Source organism: Adlercreutzia murintestinalis, assembly GCF_943192905.1.
Classification (GTDB): Bacteria; Actinomycetota; Coriobacteriia; order Coriobacteriales; family Eggerthellaceae; genus Adlercreutzia_A; species Adlercreutzia_A murintestinalis.
Window position 1 is genome coordinate 1 of record NZ_CALPCC010000030.1, and the last position, 17,036, is coordinate 17,036.

At 61.2% G+C, this 17,036-nt stretch carries 13 protein-coding genes; 6 read left to right on the top strand and 7 right to left on the bottom strand.

Going from position 1 to position 17,036, the window contains the following annotated elements:
- Positions 1–185 precede the first annotated feature (185 nt).
- From NFR19_RS08410 to NFR19_RS08425, 3 genes are all read right to left on the bottom strand, one after another.
- Entirely contained in the window at positions 186–860 is a 675-nt protein-coding gene (locus tag NFR19_RS08410; protein ID WP_251213347.1) for a TIGR00266 family protein, read from the bottom strand.
- Between the two features lie 145 nt (positions 861–1,005).
- Positions 1,006–3,030, bottom strand: a complete 2,025-nt coding sequence (locus tag NFR19_RS08915; protein WP_285813476.1) for a lectin like domain-containing protein — start codon at positions 3,028–3,030, stop codon at positions 1,006–1,008.
- A 22-nt stretch (positions 3,031–3,052) separates the two neighbouring features.
- Positions 3,053–3,520, bottom strand: coding sequence for a universal stress protein (locus NFR19_RS08425; RefSeq protein WP_251213348.1), 468 nt, complete (start codon positions 3,518–3,520; stop codon positions 3,053–3,055).
- A gap of 87 nt (positions 3,521–3,607) precedes the next feature.
- On the opposite strand from NFR19_RS08425, the gene NFR19_RS08430 reads away from it, so the two are divergent.
- The 5 genes from NFR19_RS08430 to pknB all read left to right on the top strand — a co-directional run bounded on the left by NFR19_RS08430 (position 3,608) and on the right by pknB (position 11,360).
- On the top strand, positions 3,608–4,741 hold the full coding sequence (locus tag NFR19_RS08430) for an FHA domain-containing protein (protein WP_251213349.1): 1,134 nt from the start codon (positions 3,608–3,610) through the stop codon (positions 4,739–4,741).
- Positions 4,742–4,753: 12 nt separating this feature from the next.
- Positions 4,754–5,167 carry an FHA domain-containing protein gene (locus NFR19_RS08435; RefSeq protein ID WP_251213350.1) on the top strand — a complete coding sequence of 138 codons (414 nt, stop codon included), beginning with the start codon at positions 4,754–4,756 and terminating at the stop codon, positions 5,165–5,167.
- Positions 5,164–6,414 (top strand): Stp1/IreP family PP2C-type Ser/Thr phosphatase, encoded by a 1,251-nt coding sequence (locus tag NFR19_RS08440; RefSeq protein WP_251213351.1) that lies wholly within the window; start codon positions 5,164–5,166, stop codon positions 6,412–6,414. The genes NFR19_RS08435 and NFR19_RS08440 overlap by 4 nt, the downstream gene beginning before the upstream one ends.
- Positions 6,411–9,173, top strand: coding sequence for an FtsW/RodA/SpoVE family cell cycle protein (locus tag NFR19_RS08445; RefSeq protein ID WP_251213352.1), 2,763 nt, complete (start codon positions 6,411–6,413; stop codon positions 9,171–9,173). The genes NFR19_RS08440 and NFR19_RS08445 overlap by 4 nt, the downstream gene beginning before the upstream one ends.
- A 201-nt stretch (positions 9,174–9,374) precedes the next feature.
- Positions 9,375–11,360 (top strand): Stk1 family PASTA domain-containing Ser/Thr kinase, encoded by a 1,986-nt coding sequence (gene pknB / locus NFR19_RS08450; protein ID WP_251213353.1) that lies wholly within the window; start codon positions 9,375–9,377, stop codon positions 11,358–11,360.
- A 271-nt stretch (positions 11,361–11,631) separates the two neighbouring features.
- Here the strand turns inward: pknB and NFR19_RS08455 are convergent, their stop codons facing one another.
- The 4 genes from NFR19_RS08455 to NFR19_RS08470 form a co-directional block, all read right to left on the bottom strand.
- Entirely contained in the window at positions 11,632–12,084 is a 453-nt protein-coding gene (locus NFR19_RS08455) for a type II toxin-antitoxin system VapC family toxin (RefSeq protein WP_251213354.1), read from the bottom strand.
- Positions 12,068–12,400, bottom strand: a complete 333-nt coding sequence (locus NFR19_RS08460) for a hypothetical protein (RefSeq protein WP_251213355.1) — start codon at positions 12,398–12,400, stop codon at positions 12,068–12,070. The genes NFR19_RS08455 and NFR19_RS08460 overlap by 17 nt, the downstream gene beginning before the upstream one ends.
- Positions 12,401–12,875: 475 nt before the next feature.
- A complete protein-coding gene (locus NFR19_RS08465) occupies positions 12,876–14,042 on the bottom strand; it encodes a mechanosensitive ion channel family protein (RefSeq protein WP_251213356.1) in 1,167 nt (388 codons plus the stop codon).
- Positions 14,043–14,045: 3 nt separating this feature from the next.
- Positions 14,046–14,786 (bottom strand): 4Fe-4S single cluster domain-containing protein, encoded by a 741-nt coding sequence (locus NFR19_RS08470; RefSeq protein ID WP_251213357.1) that lies wholly within the window; start codon positions 14,784–14,786, stop codon positions 14,046–14,048.
- Between the two features lie 745 nt (positions 14,787–15,531).
- Between NFR19_RS08470 and NFR19_RS08475 the strand changes: the two genes are divergently transcribed.
- Positions 15,532–16,680 (top strand): Fic family protein, encoded by a 1,149-nt coding sequence (locus NFR19_RS08475; RefSeq protein ID WP_251213358.1) that lies wholly within the window; start codon positions 15,532–15,534, stop codon positions 16,678–16,680.
- Positions 16,681–17,036: the final 356 nt, after the last annotated feature.

The window sequence follows — 17,036 nt, forward strand, 5'->3', positions numbered from 1 at the left end:
CAACTTTTAGCCATGGTTTTCCCATCGTGATCTGGGAATTGTTGGCCATTCCGGACACACTTTTTGAGAATTAACCCGCCTGTTTGCATGTATGGGGCGCTCTGCCTCCTGCGGGCGCGCGCCGCGCCGTTCAGCCTTGGGTGCGCCGCAAGATTCGCTCCTTACCTCGGCGCTTCGTTCAGCTCTTAGTTAGAAACGGGCAGGTGCGCGGCAATGGAGTTCGCCAGCGTGGCCAGCGGCATCGTTTGCAGCCACAGCGTGCCCGGCCCGGTGATCTTCGTATTGAACAGCCCTTCGCCACCCAGCACGATGTTCTTCGCGCCATGAATGCGCTCAACCTCAAGCGTCATGCCCTCGGTGAAGCCCAGCACGTTGCCGGTATCCACCAGCATGCTCTGGCCAGCCGCCAGCTCGTACTGCATTAAGTCGCCGTCGCACTCCAGAAACGCAATGCCCTGGCCGCTCAGCCGCTGCATGATAAAGCCCTCGCCGCCGAAGAAGCCGCCACCGATCTTCTGGTTGAAATGAATGGACAGATCAACGCTCATCTCTGAGGCCAGAAACGACATCTTCTGCGCGATGAAGCCCTGACCGGGCGCTATTTGAAGCGGGATGATGCGTCCCGGGAAGCTGGACCCAAATGCGATCATGCCGGGCGCCGTGGCAGTGTAGATGTTCTGGAACATAGATTCGCCAGAGAACATCTTGGAGAACATCTTGCCCACGCCGCCGCCGGTGGTTTCCATGTTCATGACCGGATCCATCCATACCATGGAACCTTTCTCGGTCTTCATCTGCTCGCCCTGTTCCAGGTGGCAGATCACCGCCGGGAACGAACCCCCCACGATCTCGTAGCGCATATGTCCTCCTTGGTTGGTGTTGCACGACCAGGCAGCATTATACGGTTGATTGTCAATCCAGATGACCCTGCGACCAGCCTGGTCATCCATGCTTCGTCATCGGGTGGTATGATCAGCTCAGCGGGACATATGCGCGCTGCACCATCTACGAAAGCGGCACCAACTCGTAGACGTGCTCGTCGTCCGCCATGGACGTGACGTCGGTCAGGGCCTTCACCAGGGCGTTGCCGTACGTCACGTTGGCGCCGCCGGTCTGCGCGCGCACGTCCTGGTACCAGGTGTTGAAGTCCTCAAGGCTCATCCACTGGCTGACGTCATCGCTCAAAGCCACGTACGTCTCGCCCGGGTTCGACTTCACCGCGGCCATGGTCTCCACCAGCTGCCCGCCATCGGGCGGCTCGGCGAATGCCAGCTCCAGGTTGAGGTAGCTTGCATCCTTTGCGCGCCCGTTCATCTGAATGTTCGCGTGCACGCGCTGCACCACCAAGAAGCGTTGCCCTTCGGCTACCAGCACCGGCGAGTCCAACATCAGCGTGTGGAACCCCGCTGTGTCGAACGTTTCGGTCGCGTAGGCCGCTTCCCACCCGTCGTCGCCTTCGGCGGGCATCAGGTACACCCAGCACTCCACCTGCTCGTTCGCGCGGAACGTTTGCGCGGTCACGGCGCGCAACAGCTCGGTGCTCTGTGCGGTGAACATGTTGCCCACGAGCACGGTTCCCTCGTAGCTGGCGGGTTCGGAATACTCGGACATGCCCAGGTAGTCATGCTGGTACAGCGTGTCGTGGCTCGCATCGTTACGCGTTACCTGGAAGGCCACCGGGGAGGTGATGGTGTGGTCATGATACGACAGCCAGAACAGCCCGCTGGCACCCGCATCGCTTTCAAGTCCCCAATGCGTGGCCTGCGCGCTGCCGCCCAGCGCGGCATACAGGGCGTCGCTCCCCCAGTTGTTCTTGCACAGCCACGCACCATCGGAGGCGGGCCGCCCGCTCGCGGTGCCCCCGAAGTTGTCCTTGCTGTAGGTGTCGTCCCAGCCCACGATGGATACTGCGTGGTTGGTGAACACGTCATCGGCGGCGTCATACTGGCTCCACGTGCCGTAGTCGAAGTGGTCGCTTTGGCGCGCCTGGCCGGGCAGTGAGGTTTCGGCTTCCAGCGATATGGACACCGCGCCCACTTCCACCAGCGCCTGCTTGATCTGTCGGGTGGCGTCAGCGTCGTAGCCCACGTAGCGGTACGCGCCCGCCTGCACATCGTATTCGCTTACGGCGGGAGTGGGCAGTTCCAAAATGCCGCTGACGTACCAGCCCACGTCATTGGTGGTGCGCAGCCCATCGTCCACCGACCAGTCGAAGGCGCGCGCATCAACACCGCCTGTGCCCGTGGTGAACCACGGCGTGGCTCCTGTGCTGTATCCGTTGTATTGATAGGGGGCTGCCGTCTCGGACACCAGGCCCTGCCGCGCTGCCAGCGCCGCCTCCACGATAGAGAAGTTGCCGCCCGCAAGTTGCGTGGCAGGATCGTTCGCATCCACCCGATAGAGGCCTTCGCCCGCCTGCGCACCAGCGCTCTCTTCGGTTTGCAGCTCGTGCGAGAGCCACGCGATGGCCCGCTCGGAGATATCCACCTGATCGGTCAGGCCGGACAGCTTCGGCACCACGTCCACCCCCGCCTGGATGCGCTCGGCGAAGGTGCCATCCTCGCGCGCCTGCGCTTCCAAGATGCTGCTTTCCACCGCCGAGGCAATGGCGAACGCCCAGCAGGCACCCCACGGGTTTTGCAACTTCACGCTGGTTGCTAGATCTCCGTTCGTGAGCGAGAACGCGCGGGGAAGCTGGTCTGAGGGGAACAGGTCTTCAAGGGTATACGTCGCCTGAATCGCTGCACTGGCTTTGGCAGAAGCTACGGCACTGCTTTCATCTGCAGACGTTGTGCTCGTGTCAGATGCGCCCGTTGCAGCGAGGCTCTCCGTTGTTGCATCATCTGCGGCGCTGTCCGATTCTGCGGAACTCTGCCCCGCAGAGCTTCCGGTTGAGAACAGGGGGTGCGCCTGTGCGGCTGCGGGCTCTGCGCAGCTGTGCACCGCAGCGATGGGCACCAGCCCCACCGCTGCTGCCAGCACGAATGCTACGACATCGCGCAGTATGCGTACCGGCCGCTTCAGCTTCACATCACCCGTCCGTTGCGCTGCGTCACTTCACGACCAGCACAGGTACGGTGGCCTTTTGCAACACCGAATAGCACACCGAACCCAGCATGCCGCGGATGACGCCCATGCCGCGATGCCCCATGGCAATGCAGTCGAAGTCGTTGTCGCGTGCGAAGTCAACGATGGAGTCATGCGGGCTACCGTTGACCACAGCCACGCTCACCCGGTCGTCGGCACCCACCAACTCGGCGATGCTCTGCTCAAGCCGCGTTATCTCTTCGCGCTCGGCCGTATCGTTCAGCGTGCCGATGGCGCCCATATCCAGGTCATCAACCGCCACACCGGCCATGCGGCTGGCGATCTTGAACGTTTCCGCGTTGTAGTCGCGCCACTCCACCACGTTCAGCACGGTTATCTCGCCGTCGGTCCCGCGCACCAAATCAAGTGCGTTGCGCAGTGCGTTCTTGGCGTGTTCGGAATCGTCGTAGGGCACGAGCACTTTCTTATACATGGTTCCTCCGATTGGTTCGACGGCTTATTTATGGCATTATATAGAGAATTATGTTTTCATGTACGCGCGCGTGCAAGGAGTATCCGCATGGGTTTCCTTTCAAAGTTCGAAGGGAAGATGGAAGATACCGTTGAGGGAATGGCCTCCGGTTTCGGCGGCTCGTCGCTGTCTCCTGTGCAGATAACCAAGAAGGCCGAAAAGCAGATGCGCCGCGAGAAGATCGTGGGCGCGGGCGTGCAATACGCGCCAACGCTGTACACCGTGCTGGTCAGTCAGGAAGACGATGCGCGCTTGTTCGGATACTATCCCACGCTTGCCGGTGAGGTGGAAACCTATCTGATGGCGAAGGCCAACGAGATGGGGCTCGACATGGACGGGCAGCCGCTGGTGCGTTTCTTGGCTGATCCGGAGTTGAAGCGCGGTAAGTTCGATGTGGTCGCTGAAATGGTGGCGGCGCCCATCGTTGCGCGTCTGCGCAATGAGGAATTGCAGCGCTACGGGTTGGCGGCTCCGGCGGCTGGGCCCCGTGCGGCTGTGTCGCGGGCACCTCAGCCAGCACCCATGCCACGCGCCGCCCAGCAGGCGCCCATGCATGGCATGGGGCACCCGGGTGCCATGGGTGCGGGTGCTGCGGCAGCGCAGGCGCAGGCTCCCTTGCCGGGCGCCGGTGCCATGCCGGGGGTTGGGGCTTCGCCGGGTGCGGGCGCCATGCCGCGCAGCGCACGGCCATCGGTCAAGCAGGCGCGCGGATACGTGCCGCCAGTGGTGGACAATGGCTTCGAAGACGACTACTACGACGGGTATGACGGTTACGACGATTACGCCGACGAGCCCGATGGCGGCTTTGACGACGGCTATGCCGATGCGCCGCGCACCACGGTGATGAACGCGGTGCCTGCTGCAAGCGCACAGGCTCCGGCCTCCACGGGCGGCATGGAGGTTTACCTCTATGACGAACAACGCGACCGCGCTTACCAGTTGACCGGCCGCGCCGAGCATATCGGGCGTGAATCGGCCAACGATATCGTGGTGCCCGACATCAACGTGTCGCGCGTGCATGCCGAGATTCGCCGCGAGCCGAACGGCACCTGGGTCATCACCGACCTGGGTTCCACCAACGGCGTGTACGTGAACGGGCGTCAGGTGAAGACCGCGCCGCTGCGCGATGCCGACATGATCACGCTGGGCACCTCCGAGCTTGAATTCCAACTTCTATCATAGGGGCGCTGCCGAGTGATCGACATCATATTGCTGATAGCGCGCCTCCTGTTCGTGGCGCTGCTGTATCTGTTTCTCTTCGCCATTATGCGCACGGGCATCAGCCAGGTGCGCGGCACGCGCAAGAAGGCCCACTCGTGGAGCGTGGCGGTCGAGCGCGGCCCGAAAGAGCTGCGCGGCGTGCAAATGGAAGTTGATGGCCCCATCATCGTAGGGCGCTCGCCGCAGGCTGACATCGTGATCGCGGCAGGGTATGTGTCGGGGCGCCATGCGAAGTTCCAGCTGATGGGCAAGAACCTGTTCGTGGAAGATATGGGATCCACGAACGGCACGCTGGTGAACGGTGAGCCGGTCAGCGAGCCGCAGGCGCTGCGCAATGGCGATGTAGTGAACGTGGGCGATGTGGCCATGCGTGTGAGGTACGAATGATGAGCGCGCTGAGCACACAAGAGCACCGCACGTTCGGTAGCCGCACCGATGTAGGTCGGGTGCGCGAGCACAACGAGGATAGCCTGATCGTGCAGCCGCCGCTGTATGTGGTGTGCGACGGCATGGGGGGCCATGCAGCGGGCGAGGTGGCTTCGGAGATGGCAGTGGACGTCATCGCGCAGCGTGCGCCGGTGACGGTGGATGCCGAGCAGCTGGGTCAGGCGGTGGAAGAGGCCAACCTGGCCATCATTCGCGCGGCGGCTCATGGGATCGGGCGCGAAGGCATGGGAACCACGTGCACGGCAGCCATGCTGGAGGGCACGCGGCTGGTCATCGCGCAGGTGGGCGATTCGCGCGCGTATCTGCTGCACGGTGGCCGCATGCAACAGCTCACGCGCGATCATAGTCTGGTGGCTGACCTAGTGGAGTCGGGGCAGATCACCGCGCAAGAGGCGCGCACGCATCCGAACCGGTCGGTGATCACGCGGGCGCTGGGCAGCGATCCGCGCATGCAGTGCGACCTCTACGAAATGAATGTGGACGAAGGCGATCGGTTGCTGCTGTGCAGCGATGGCCTGTACAGCATGATCGACGATGCGCAGATCGAGCGCATTCTGGATATGTGCCCTGACGCGCAGGCGGCTGCGGACATGCTGGCGGAAGCTGCGGTGGATGCGGGCGGTCACGACAATGTGACCACCATCGTGGTGGACGTGACCGGAGACGCCGCCGCGCGGCACCGCAAGCTGGCGCGCAAGACCAAGATAACCATGACCGTGGTGGCCGCTTTGGTGGTGCTGGCCTTCGTGGGGGCCTTCGTGGGCTTCAACGCCTGGATCGGTACGGCGGCGTACTTGGGCGAGGTGGACGGTCGGGTGGCCGTGTACCAAGGCATTCCCGGCGACGTGTTCGGCGTGAGCTTTAGCGATTTGCGCGAAGTGACCGACGTGCCGGTGGACGGCCTGCAGCCGGGCGTGGCGAACCGCGTTCGCAACCACGATATTCGCTGCGATTCGCTGGATGCGGCGCATGGGCTCATCGAGCAGTATCGGCTCGATCTGTTCGATTCGCAGAAATCGGCGGTACCGCAAGGCGATGTGGCGGGTGGTGGCGCATCCTCAAGTAGCGCGGCCGCGGCAGGCGCTGACCCAGCCGCAGGTGGTGCGGCTGCAGGCGACGCTGCCAGCACTGACCCGGCCGCAGCAGGCGACGCTTCACCAGAGCCTACCTCGGGAGCCGCCACATGACACGACGCAATATGGAGCTGTTGCTGCTGATTGTGGCCGCGCCCATCGTGATCGTGCTGTTCGCTATGCTGGTGGTCACGGGGGGCCAGACGCTCTCATTCAACACGCTGGGCGTGCCCATCGGCATCTTCGTGGTGTTCCTCATCGCGCATTTCGCGGTGCGCAAGCTGACGCCGAACGCCGACCCGGCGCTGCTGCCCATCACGTTCGCGCTTTCGGGCATCGGCATCGCGTTCGTGACGCGACTGGTGCCCGATCTGGCCATGCGCCAACTGATGTGGATGTTCGCTGGCGTTGCGGCCATGATCATCGTGCTGGTGGTGGTGCGCAATCTGGATAAGCTGGCCAATTACAAGTACACCTTCATGATCGTGGGCGTGCTGCTGCTGCTCTCGCCGATGCTACCGGTGGTGGGCATCGAGATCAACGGCAGTCGCCTGTGGCTGTCGGTCGGGGGGTTCTCGTTCCAGCCCGGCGAGCTGGCGAAGATATGCATCGTCGTTTTCCTGGCGGGGTATCTGGCGCAGAATCGTGAGATGCTGTCGGTGTTCACGTGGAAGGTAGGGCCGGTGCGGCTGCCATCGCTGTCCACATTGGTGCCGCTTTTGGCCATGTGGGCGTTGGCGTTTTTGATCGTCGTGCTGGAAAAGGACCTGGGCAGCGCGCTCGTACTGTTCGCGGTGTTCTTGGTGATGCTCTACGTTGCCACGGGGAAGGTGCAATACGTGGTGGTGGGACTGCTGCTGGCGGCGGTTGCGGCGGTGGCGCTGTTCTTCATGTTCGATCACGTGCGCGTGCGCGTTGATGTATGGCTCGATCCGTTCGCGGACGCGCAGAACAAGGGCTATCAGATCGTGCAGAGTCTGTACTCGCTGGCCGATGGTGGCATGTTCGGTGTGGGCATCGGGCGCGGCATGGCCGATATCATCCCGTATGCGGAAAGCGACTTCATCTTCAGCGCCATTGGCGAGGAATGCGGGCTGTTGGGCGCGGCGGGCGTGTTGTTGCTGTATCTGTGCTTCGCCATTCGCGGCATGCTGACGGCGGCGCGCGCGAAGAGCGACGTCAGCTCGTTCGCGGCGGTGGGCGCCACCAGCATCGTCATCTTGCAGGCGTTCATCATCGTGGGCGGCGTGACGCGGCTGATCCCGCTGACGGGCATCACGTTGCCTTTCATCAGCCAGGGCGGCTCAAGCTTGTTGGCCGGGTTCATCATCGTGGCGTTGCTGCTGCGCGCGGGCGATGCGGGCACCGGCTCTGACGTTGAGATGACCTCGGCCATCACGCGGTCGCGGCATTCGTCGAATAGCGTGCTGGGGCGCGTGGCGCTGGGCAAGAACATCACGTTCGCGCTGATCTTCTTCAGCGTGCTGTTCGCGGCGCTGGTCGCGAACCTCACCTACATCATGGTCATCAATGCCGAGGCGTACCAGAACATGCCCGGCAACAGCCACACCATGGCCAAGGAAGCGCAAAGCGAGCGCGGCACCATTTCCACGTACGACGGGGTGGTGCTGGCGCAGTCGGTGGAGCAGCCCGATGGCACGTATGAGCGGGTGTATCCGGCGGGCACGCTGGCGGCGCACGTGGTGGGCTATTACTCCGGCACGTACGGCACCGCGGGCATCGAGGCCGAGTGCAACGACACGCTCAAAGGAAGCGAGAACTACGCCAGCTGGACCGATGTGATGAACTCGCTGGCGGGCATCGCGCAGCCGGGCAACGACGTGACGCTGACGTTGAACTCGAAGATCCAGCAGGCGGCGCAGGACGCGCTTGCGGGGGAGCGGGGCGCATGCGTGGTCATGGACCCGCAGACCGGCGCCGTGTTCGCGCTGGCGTCTTCGCCCACCTACGATGCGGCGGACGTGGAGAACGTGATCGCGAATTCCAGTGAGGGGTCCTCCGAGTTGCTGAATCGCGCCACGCAGGCGCTGTACGCGCCGGGTTCCACCTTCAAGATGGTAACGCTGGCGGGTGCGCTGGAAGACGGCGTATGCACCGACGATTCCCAATACGACGCGCCCGGCGAGATGGACATCGGCAACGCGCCGGTGACCAACATGCACGAGCGCAGCTACGGCACGGTCACGGTGCGGCGCGCCTTCGAGCTGTCCGCGAACACCGTGTTCGCGCAGATGGGCGTGGAGCTGGGCTCTGAGCGACTGGTAGCAGCGGCGAAGGCGTTCGGGTTCAACGCGCCGGTGGAGTTCGACTTGCCGCTGGCAACAAGCCTGATGCCCGACCCGCAGGAAATGACCACGTGGGAGACCGCATGGGCGGCGGCTGGCGAGCCGGTGGGCGAGCACGAGAGCCCGGCTGGCCCGCAGGCCACGGTGCTCGAGATGGCCATGGTGGGAAGCGCTATGGCCAATGGCGGTCAGATCATGCAGCCCTACCTGGTGGAAGGCATTTACAACGCCAGCGGCGCACGCAGCTATACGGCATCTCCCACGCCGCTGATGCGCGCAACGACGCAGCAGGTTGCCGATGATGTGCTGGCGGCGATGAAGGGCGTGGTGGCCAACGGCACCGGCGCGGCGGCTGCAGTGCCGGGCGTGACCGTGGCGGGCAAGACGGGCACCGCCGAGCATGAGGGCAAGGAGAACGATAGCTGGTTCGTGGGCGTGGCCGATGCGGATGGCGCCTGCAACCTGGTGGTGGCACTGATGATCGAAGAGGCGGGCAGTCGCACGTCGGCTGCGGCGCAGGCTCAGTCGGTCATTCGCACCGCGCTGGAAGTGCAAGGCACGCTGTAGAGAAGGGCACGACGCCGTGTCGGGGAATGCGGGGTACTTTGCGAAGGCACGCACTTTTGAAGGAAGGGCGCGGAGGCAAGTGCACGGCACGCTGAAAGATGCACGATGTGCGATGCAGGAGAGCAGTGGGGGGAGTATAATGGCTAAACCTATGACGACTCCTGCTATAAACGCAGATGAAATGAACCAAAAGGAGTTATCGTGAGCGGAACAGGACCCATGACCGGCAAGATCTTCAACAGCCGGTACGAGATAGGGGAGCGCATCGGCATCGGCGGTATGGCCGAGGTCTACAGTGCGCTTGACAATGTGCTGGGGCGCACTGTTGCTGTGAAGGTGATGCTGCCGCAGTTCGCCGACGATCCCGATTTCGCGCGCCGCTTCAAACAGGAAGCCGCTGCGGCTGCCAATCTGCAAAGCCCGTACATCGTGAACGTGTACGACTGGGGCTTCGATGACGGCACCTATTACATCGTGATGGAATACGTGCGCGGGTCCGACCTGAAAACGGCCATCGAGCAGCGCGGTGCCATCAACCAGCGCAAGGTGGCCGAGATTGGCGTGCAGGTGTGTCAGGCGCTGTCGGTGGCGCATTCGCAGGATATCATCCACCGCGACGTGAAACCGCAGAACATCATGGTGCAGCCGGACGGCAACGTGAAGGTCATGGACTTCGGCATTGCGCGCGCGAAGAACTCCAACAGCGACAAGACGCAAACCGTGCTGGGCACAGCGCACTACATCAGTCCCGAGCAGGCGCAGGGCAAGGACCTGACGGCGGCCAGCGATATCTACTCGCTGGGCGTGGTGCTCTATGAGGCCGCCACCGGCACGCTGCCCTTCGACGGGCCGGATGCGGTGAGCGTGGCGCTCATGCAGGTGCAGGATTTCCCGCCGACGCCGCGCGAGATCAATCCGGATATTTCGCCGGAGTTCGAGGACATCATCCTGACGGCCATGGAAAAGGAGCCGGGTCAGCGGTTTGCCACCGCGAACGATATGCGGCAAGCGCTGAGCGACTTTTTGGCCGGGCGGCCGTTCAATCGCGATGGGTTCACCAGCGCGCAGACCAGCGTTATTGCACCTATTGGCGCCGCGGCGGGCGCGCCGGGCATCGACAGCACGCAGGTCATGCCGGTCACGCGCGCGGGTGCAGGGTCGCACGCGGCGGGTGGTAGCCATGCGGCGGGCGGCTATCGTGCGAGCGGCGCGAGCAGCCCGGATGCGGGAGGCAATAAGAAGAAGGCTGCCATCATCGCGGTGTGCGCGGTGGTGGCTATTGCGGTGGTGGCCATTCTGATGACCACGGTGTTCGCCAGCAAGGGCGAACAGGCCGAGGTGCCCAATGTGGTCGGTCAGGACCGAGTGCAGGCCATTCAGGTGATCGAGGACGCCGGGTTCAAGGTGGATAGCAACGTCGAATACGTCTACGACACTAACGTACCAGCCGGTCAGGTGATCAGCCAGAACCCGAAGGGCGGCACCATGGCGCCGAAGGGCGAAGAGATCAAGTTGCAGGTGTCGAAGGGCACCGAACAGATAGAGGTGCCGGATGTGACCGGCATGACCGAGTCTGAGGCTGAGCGTGCTTTGGTGGCTGCTGGTTTCACGCTGGGCAATGTGACCGAGGAGGCCAGTGACACCGTGGAGGCGGGCAAGGTGATCAGCCAAACGCCGGTGGGCAAGGGCAAGGCCGACCAGGGTTCAGCGGTGAGCATCGTGGTGTCGAAGGGCGCCGAGCAGGTGAGCGTGCCCAGCATTGAGGGCCTGAGCCTAGAGGCTGCGCGCCAGAAGGTCGAGGGTGTCGGGCTGACGCTGTCACAGAGCGGCAGCGAGGCCAGCGACAACGTGGCGGCCAACTGCATCATCAGGCAGAGTCCGTCGGCGGGCACGAAGGTGGACAAGGGTTCGTCGGTAACGTACGTGATCAGCTCGGGTATCAGTTCGACGAATGTGCCCAGCGTGGTGGGCTTCAACGAAGCAGCTGCGCGCAGCACGTTGCAGAATGCTGGCTTCAGTGTCAACGTGACCACGGCGCACTCGAGCACGGTGGCCGATGGCAACGTGATCAGCCAGAGCCCGAATGCGGGTTCCAGTGCTAAGAAGGGCGCAACGGTGACCATCACGGTGTCCACGGGCCCCGAGAGCAGCGGTAGCAGCAGCTCCAGCCAGCAGACCACCAGCTAAAGCTAACGCTAACGGCTGCGGTTTCAGAAGACTGTTTCACGTGAAACAACCGTGTGAAACGAGGGAGCTTTCGTGCTTCGCGCAAGACCACACGAAGCAAAGGGGCCTTTGCGCTTTGCGAGAAACCTTCGCATTTCGCGTGAACATGTTTCACGTGAAACAGTCTATGGCGCAGCTATGTTTGGTTGGGCGGTGGTTGTTGGGCGTTCGAGCGTTCTGGATTTCAACATGTTTCACGTGAAACAGTTACGCGGCGGCCTTTTGCTTTGGCTCAGTCCTCCAAAGAGACGACGGAGTAGGTCAGATTCTTTTGCGTGCGCATGAGCGCAAGCCAGTCGGCGGGGCTAATGGGAGGAACCGAAGAGCGGGTAAAGCCGCTCGCGTCGCGGGTGATCAGATAGTCCGCGCGGGCCTTCTGGGCGCACAAAGCCACAAGGCAATCTTCAAAATCATCCCAGTTCTGACGGGCTGCCCGCTGATAATCATCGGGCGCCAACGTCACCGGCGTTATCACCTCCAGTAGCTCCACAATGGCCTGCTGGATCTGATCGGCCGGGAGGTACTTCCTCAGCACATAGAACGCATCGTTGAGTGCTTGCCCTGTTGTCCATAACTTCACATCGCGGAAGAACCCAGCGGCCATTATCAGCTCGGCATCATGGAAGAACGGCTCTTTGCGTCCTAGGTAATCTATGACTACGCAGGTATCAAGCAAGACGTTCATAATCCGCCTGTCTCCCAGCGCTGATGATATCTTTGTAGTTTGCGGCGCTGTCTGGCGCAGTGGTGTCTGCCGCTACGCTGCCATCTGTGGCCCAAGGGATATCGAACGTGGTTCTACTGACGAAAGCAGAGAAGTCATCGTTGTTCGCGCTGCAGTCGTCAGCCGCCTTGATCTCCGGCAGCTTCTTTTCGGCAAGCACGTAGTCGAACGCTCGGTTGACCAGCTCGGTCGTGCTGGAGCCCAACGACGCGAGCACGTTAGCAACGGCATCTCGCTTCGCTTTCGGCACGCGAGCGCTTATCAGAGAATCAGCCATGGCAACTCCTTTGTGTAATATGTATTACAACTGATCATAAGGCTTTTTTGCCGGGAATGCTAGTCGCAAATAGAAATGACCGAAGAATGTTTCACGTGAAACATGTTGAAAGTCGTATCGGGGCGGACGGAATGGCTATCTGTGGGAATGGGACCCTATGGAAAGGCTCTAGGGAAGGACCCCGTGGAAAGACCCCAGGAAAAGACTTTATGGAGAGACCCTGTTGAAATGGAGTTCGTGGAGCGCCAAAAGCTTGCAAAACGAAGTCTACGGAATGGCTACATGTTTTCTCTGCGCGGGGGCAGCGGAGGCGTCTTGCGTATCGTATACTCATATCAGGTTCCGCTCCGCCTGTTTTTGCGATGGACCGATGCAAACAACCAGGGAGTCCTAGATTGCAGGTGGAATGGGGATTCGCATCCGTTGATGCGAAAGCCAGGAAGCCAGCTGCGGGCACCCACCTAGTCAGGTGGGTTCATCCTGAAGGTTGGGGCGGAACTTTTCTTCTCGCTCGATTCGTCGACGATTTTGCCACCACCGTCGACCCGTCTTCCGCCCCTTCTGCGACCTTCGCACTTTTTGAGTTCTGCGCATTTTCCGCACCCTCTGCGCCCGTCGCGCCCTCCGGTCCTTCCGCACCTTCCGCGTCCTGCGCAAGAGGCACCCCGATGGGCGCCGCCCCCGCCTTCGCGGCAATAGCCGACCCCTCTTCGCTTTCCACTGCTTTGATCTGGCCTGATACGCTCGGGTCAGCAGTGGGCACCACCTCGGTGGCACCAATATCGGCGAACACGGTTGCCTCCGCAGCATTCGTGGACAGCCCGTGCTCTTCCAAGAACTCCTGCTCAATAGTGCCCAACATCTGCTCCACCGGGTGGGCATGCGCGTACGGCGCGATAGCGCGAATGGCGGCATCGGTAGCAGCCGAGATCTTCGACGCATCGCTCAGCGTGAACGAAAGCGACCCTTTGAACCCGTTCGCAGTGATCTCAGTGAACGACACACTGGGCCCGTGCTTGACCTTGTCCACGCGCGCCAGCGCCTTCTGCGCCGCGTCTTCCATGTGGTGCGCCACCGAGGTCAGTCGCTGCTCGCTGTCGGTCACTTCAATGGGGATGGACACGTTCTCGATGGGCGTGAGCTTCAGCAGCGCAGTGGTGTTCATGATGGAGTTGGGGATGATCACGCGCGTGCCGCCGGGGTTGTCGATGGTGGTGTGGCGCCAGGTGACGTCGCGCACCACGCCGCTGACGCCGCTTGCGCCCAGCTTGATGTTGTCGCCCGGCTCCACGATGCGCGACACGCTGACGGTCAGGCCGCCGATCAGGTTCGAGATGGTGTCCTGAAAGCCCAGCGACACCGCAATGCCGCCAACGCCCAGCGCCGTGACAATGGCGCTCACGTTCACGTTGAAGCACACCGAAAGCATGAAGCTGACGCCGATGATCCACACGCCCACGCGCACCACATTGATGAAGATGCTGCTGGTGGGCAGTAGCGAACCGCGTTTCAGAATGCGCCGCAGCAGCCCCACCGCCATGCGCGAAATCACCAGCGTGATCAGCAGAATGGCAACAACGCCCAGTGCCGTGGTCATCCAATCGGTGTGAATGAACTTGTCGAAGGCGTCGTAGAGATTCATGGCCTACCAGCTTTCCGGCTTCTGCGTGTCGAACGTGGGCGCGCGCCACTCCACGATGCGCCCGGCCGCGCGAGTGGCGGGCAGGTCGATCAGGCGCTGGTTGGCCGAGCCGCGCCACTGGAGCTCAAGGGAGCGCTGGCCTTCGATGAATGGGCCGTCCACCAGTACGTCGGTAGCAGCGAGCAGGTCGCGAATAGCGCGGGCGCGTGCACCAGCGCCGCTGCGGGCGTGGGTGCATGATTCTGCCGATGCAGCCGATTCGGCCTCGCGCAGAAGGTCTTCGTAGAGATAACCGGTGAAGGTCCACAGGTTGAACCCGGCCTCCTTCACGCGGCGCGCTACCTCGGCACTGGTTTCCACCTGGTCGAATGGGTCGCCGCCGGTGAGCGTGACGCCTTGCGTGAGCCCAGATGCCTTGATGTCGGCCATGAGGGCGTCGATGGTGGTGAGCGTGCCGCCGTCGGGCGCCCAGCTTTCTGGGTTGTGACACCCTGGGCAGCCATGCGTGCACCCCTGCACGAATATAGCGTAGCGCAGTCCCGGTCCGTCCACGATGGAATCGGGCGTGGCCCCGAACAGGCGAATGTGGGTGGGCGCGTCGCCGTTGTCAGGGCTGGTAGCTGCGGCATCGATGGGCGTGTCGACGGTTGCGGTTGCGCCGTTATCCGCAGCAGCAGTGGCGGCGGCATGGGCAGCCGTTTCGGTGGATGCAGCGGCATTCGATATGTGAGTGAATTCAGTCATGCCCCAATTATAGGATCCCCACACGGCCGTGCCCCGTGCGCTTCCAGAATTAACCCGACCGTTGCCATGGGTGAGCGCGTTGTCATATGGATCGTGGGAGTGAACATCTTTGGCAAGAAGGCAAGAGCATCTTCTTGGCAGCGCATTCTCGGGTAGCTTGATCGGTGCACCACAAAGTTTGACTGGTGCAACATCCTTGTGCAGCTTGACTAGGGCACACGTCCGATGGGGAAATTCGTTTTCTCGGTTGGAAATCGTTCGTTTTTTCGGTTCCTCAAGTTGCGCACGCCCGACCCGGCTTTTTGGCTGTTATCACCGGCATGGGAGAAGCGGCGTACCGGCGGCCTGACGGGGTATTCGTCATTCCGCTGCGCTGTTTGGGCGCGTAGTGGCAAAGCGGTCTTCGGTCCATAGTAAAGAAATGGGGCCAAAATTTTACTAAGGAACCGAAAAGCGGCCGCTTAGTAAAGTCTTTTTATCTATAGGCCTTCTTGCGCATCCATAGTAAAGAAATGGGACCATTTCTTTACTATAAGTTGATTAAAGAAGAAAAATGGCAGATACTTTTACTATATAAGAAGGAGTAGGCTAGAGTGCGCTCGTCTAACGGCAGGCTCGCCAAACAGCAACGTTCGCCCGAGAGCAGCATCTGTCTGACAGCAGCGCGAGCTCAACAGCAACGCTCGCCTGATAATGGCACCCGCTCGATGATGGCATCCGCCTGACAGCATATGAAGGAGAAAGCATGGACAAGGATCGCGCCGGTCATTATGTGCAGCAGATAGAGGGATATAAGGCCTTTGTGCCTACTCCGCTGCCCCCGACTGATCCGACGTTAGCATTCGACCTAGAGATGATCTCCCTGCTCTCCGAGGCCGATCGCGCATTAGGGCGCCTTGACGGAATCACCGAAACGCTTCCTAATCCTGACCTGTTCGTTTCCATGTATGTGAAAAAGGAAGCGCTGATCAGTTCGCAGATCGAGGGCACGCAAGCATCGCTTGTTGAAGTGTTGGAGGTGGAAGAGCGGCAGACTTCTGACGCTCGGGAAGTTACGAACTACGTGTCCGCCTTGAATCATGGGCTGAAGCGATTGCACGACGACGGGTTCCCGCTCAGCCTTCGGCTGCTCAGGGAGATCCATGCGAAGCTGCTGGCTTCGGGGCGAGGAAGCCATTTGGTCTCGGGTGAATTCCGGACGAGTCAAAACTGGATCGGCGGAGCAGGCAGCACGCTGCATAACGCCGTGTATATCCCGCCTGCGGTGGATGATATGCGCGCGGCCCTTGATGACCTTGAGCGCTATTTCTACGAGGACGATGGAATACCGCCGCTCATCAAGATCGCGCTCATACATGCTCAGTTTGAGACGATCCACCCGTTCCTTGATGGCAATGGCCGCATGGGTCGTCTGCTCATTACGCTTTGGCTTTGCCACAAGCGCATCTTGTCACAGCCTCTTCTATATCTCAGCTACTACTTCAAGCGGAATCGCAGCGAGTACTATGACCGCTTGATGGCGGTGCGTTTTGAAGGGCAGTGGGAAGAATGGGTCAAATTCTTTCTACGAGGCATCGTGGAGATATCGGACGAGGCCTCATCTTCGGCGAAGGAGATAGATACCTTGCGCGAGGGTATGACAGCCATGATCAACCAGCTTGAAGCACAGGTGGCATCCAGTTCTCGCCAGCTGCTCGATCAGTTGTTCATTACGCCCCGTATGACCAGAACCGAGATCGCCCACGCGCTCAAGGTGTCGCCGCCAACTGCCGGAGTGCTGGTGAATAGATTCCTTGACATGGGGATTGTGCTCGATGCCACGCCGCACCAAACGCGCAATAAGAAATTCGAGTTCAAACGCTACATGGATATTCTTGAAGTGGGCACGGAGTAGAGCTTCAGCGGAGTTAGTAAAGAAATGGGGCCAAAATCTTATTAAGGAACCGGAAAGCGGCCGCTTAGTAAAATCCTTTTTATCTATAGGCCTTCTTGCGCATCCATAGTAAAGAAATCGGCCCAATTCTTTACTATAGGAGGCAATGCGGGCGACCGTTTTCAGCCTTGACTCGCCCTCCGGCGCGAATTGCCAATTGTGGAAAAGGGGTAAATATTCATAGTTAATGCGACCTTTGGAGGCGTGGACGTTTTCTTGGACAAACCTAGGCCGCTAGACTTTGGAGAGGGTAAGGTAAATCGGACACCAAGTTAAGGGTGAAAGGTGTTCGATATGACCCGAAGAAGGAAGCGGTA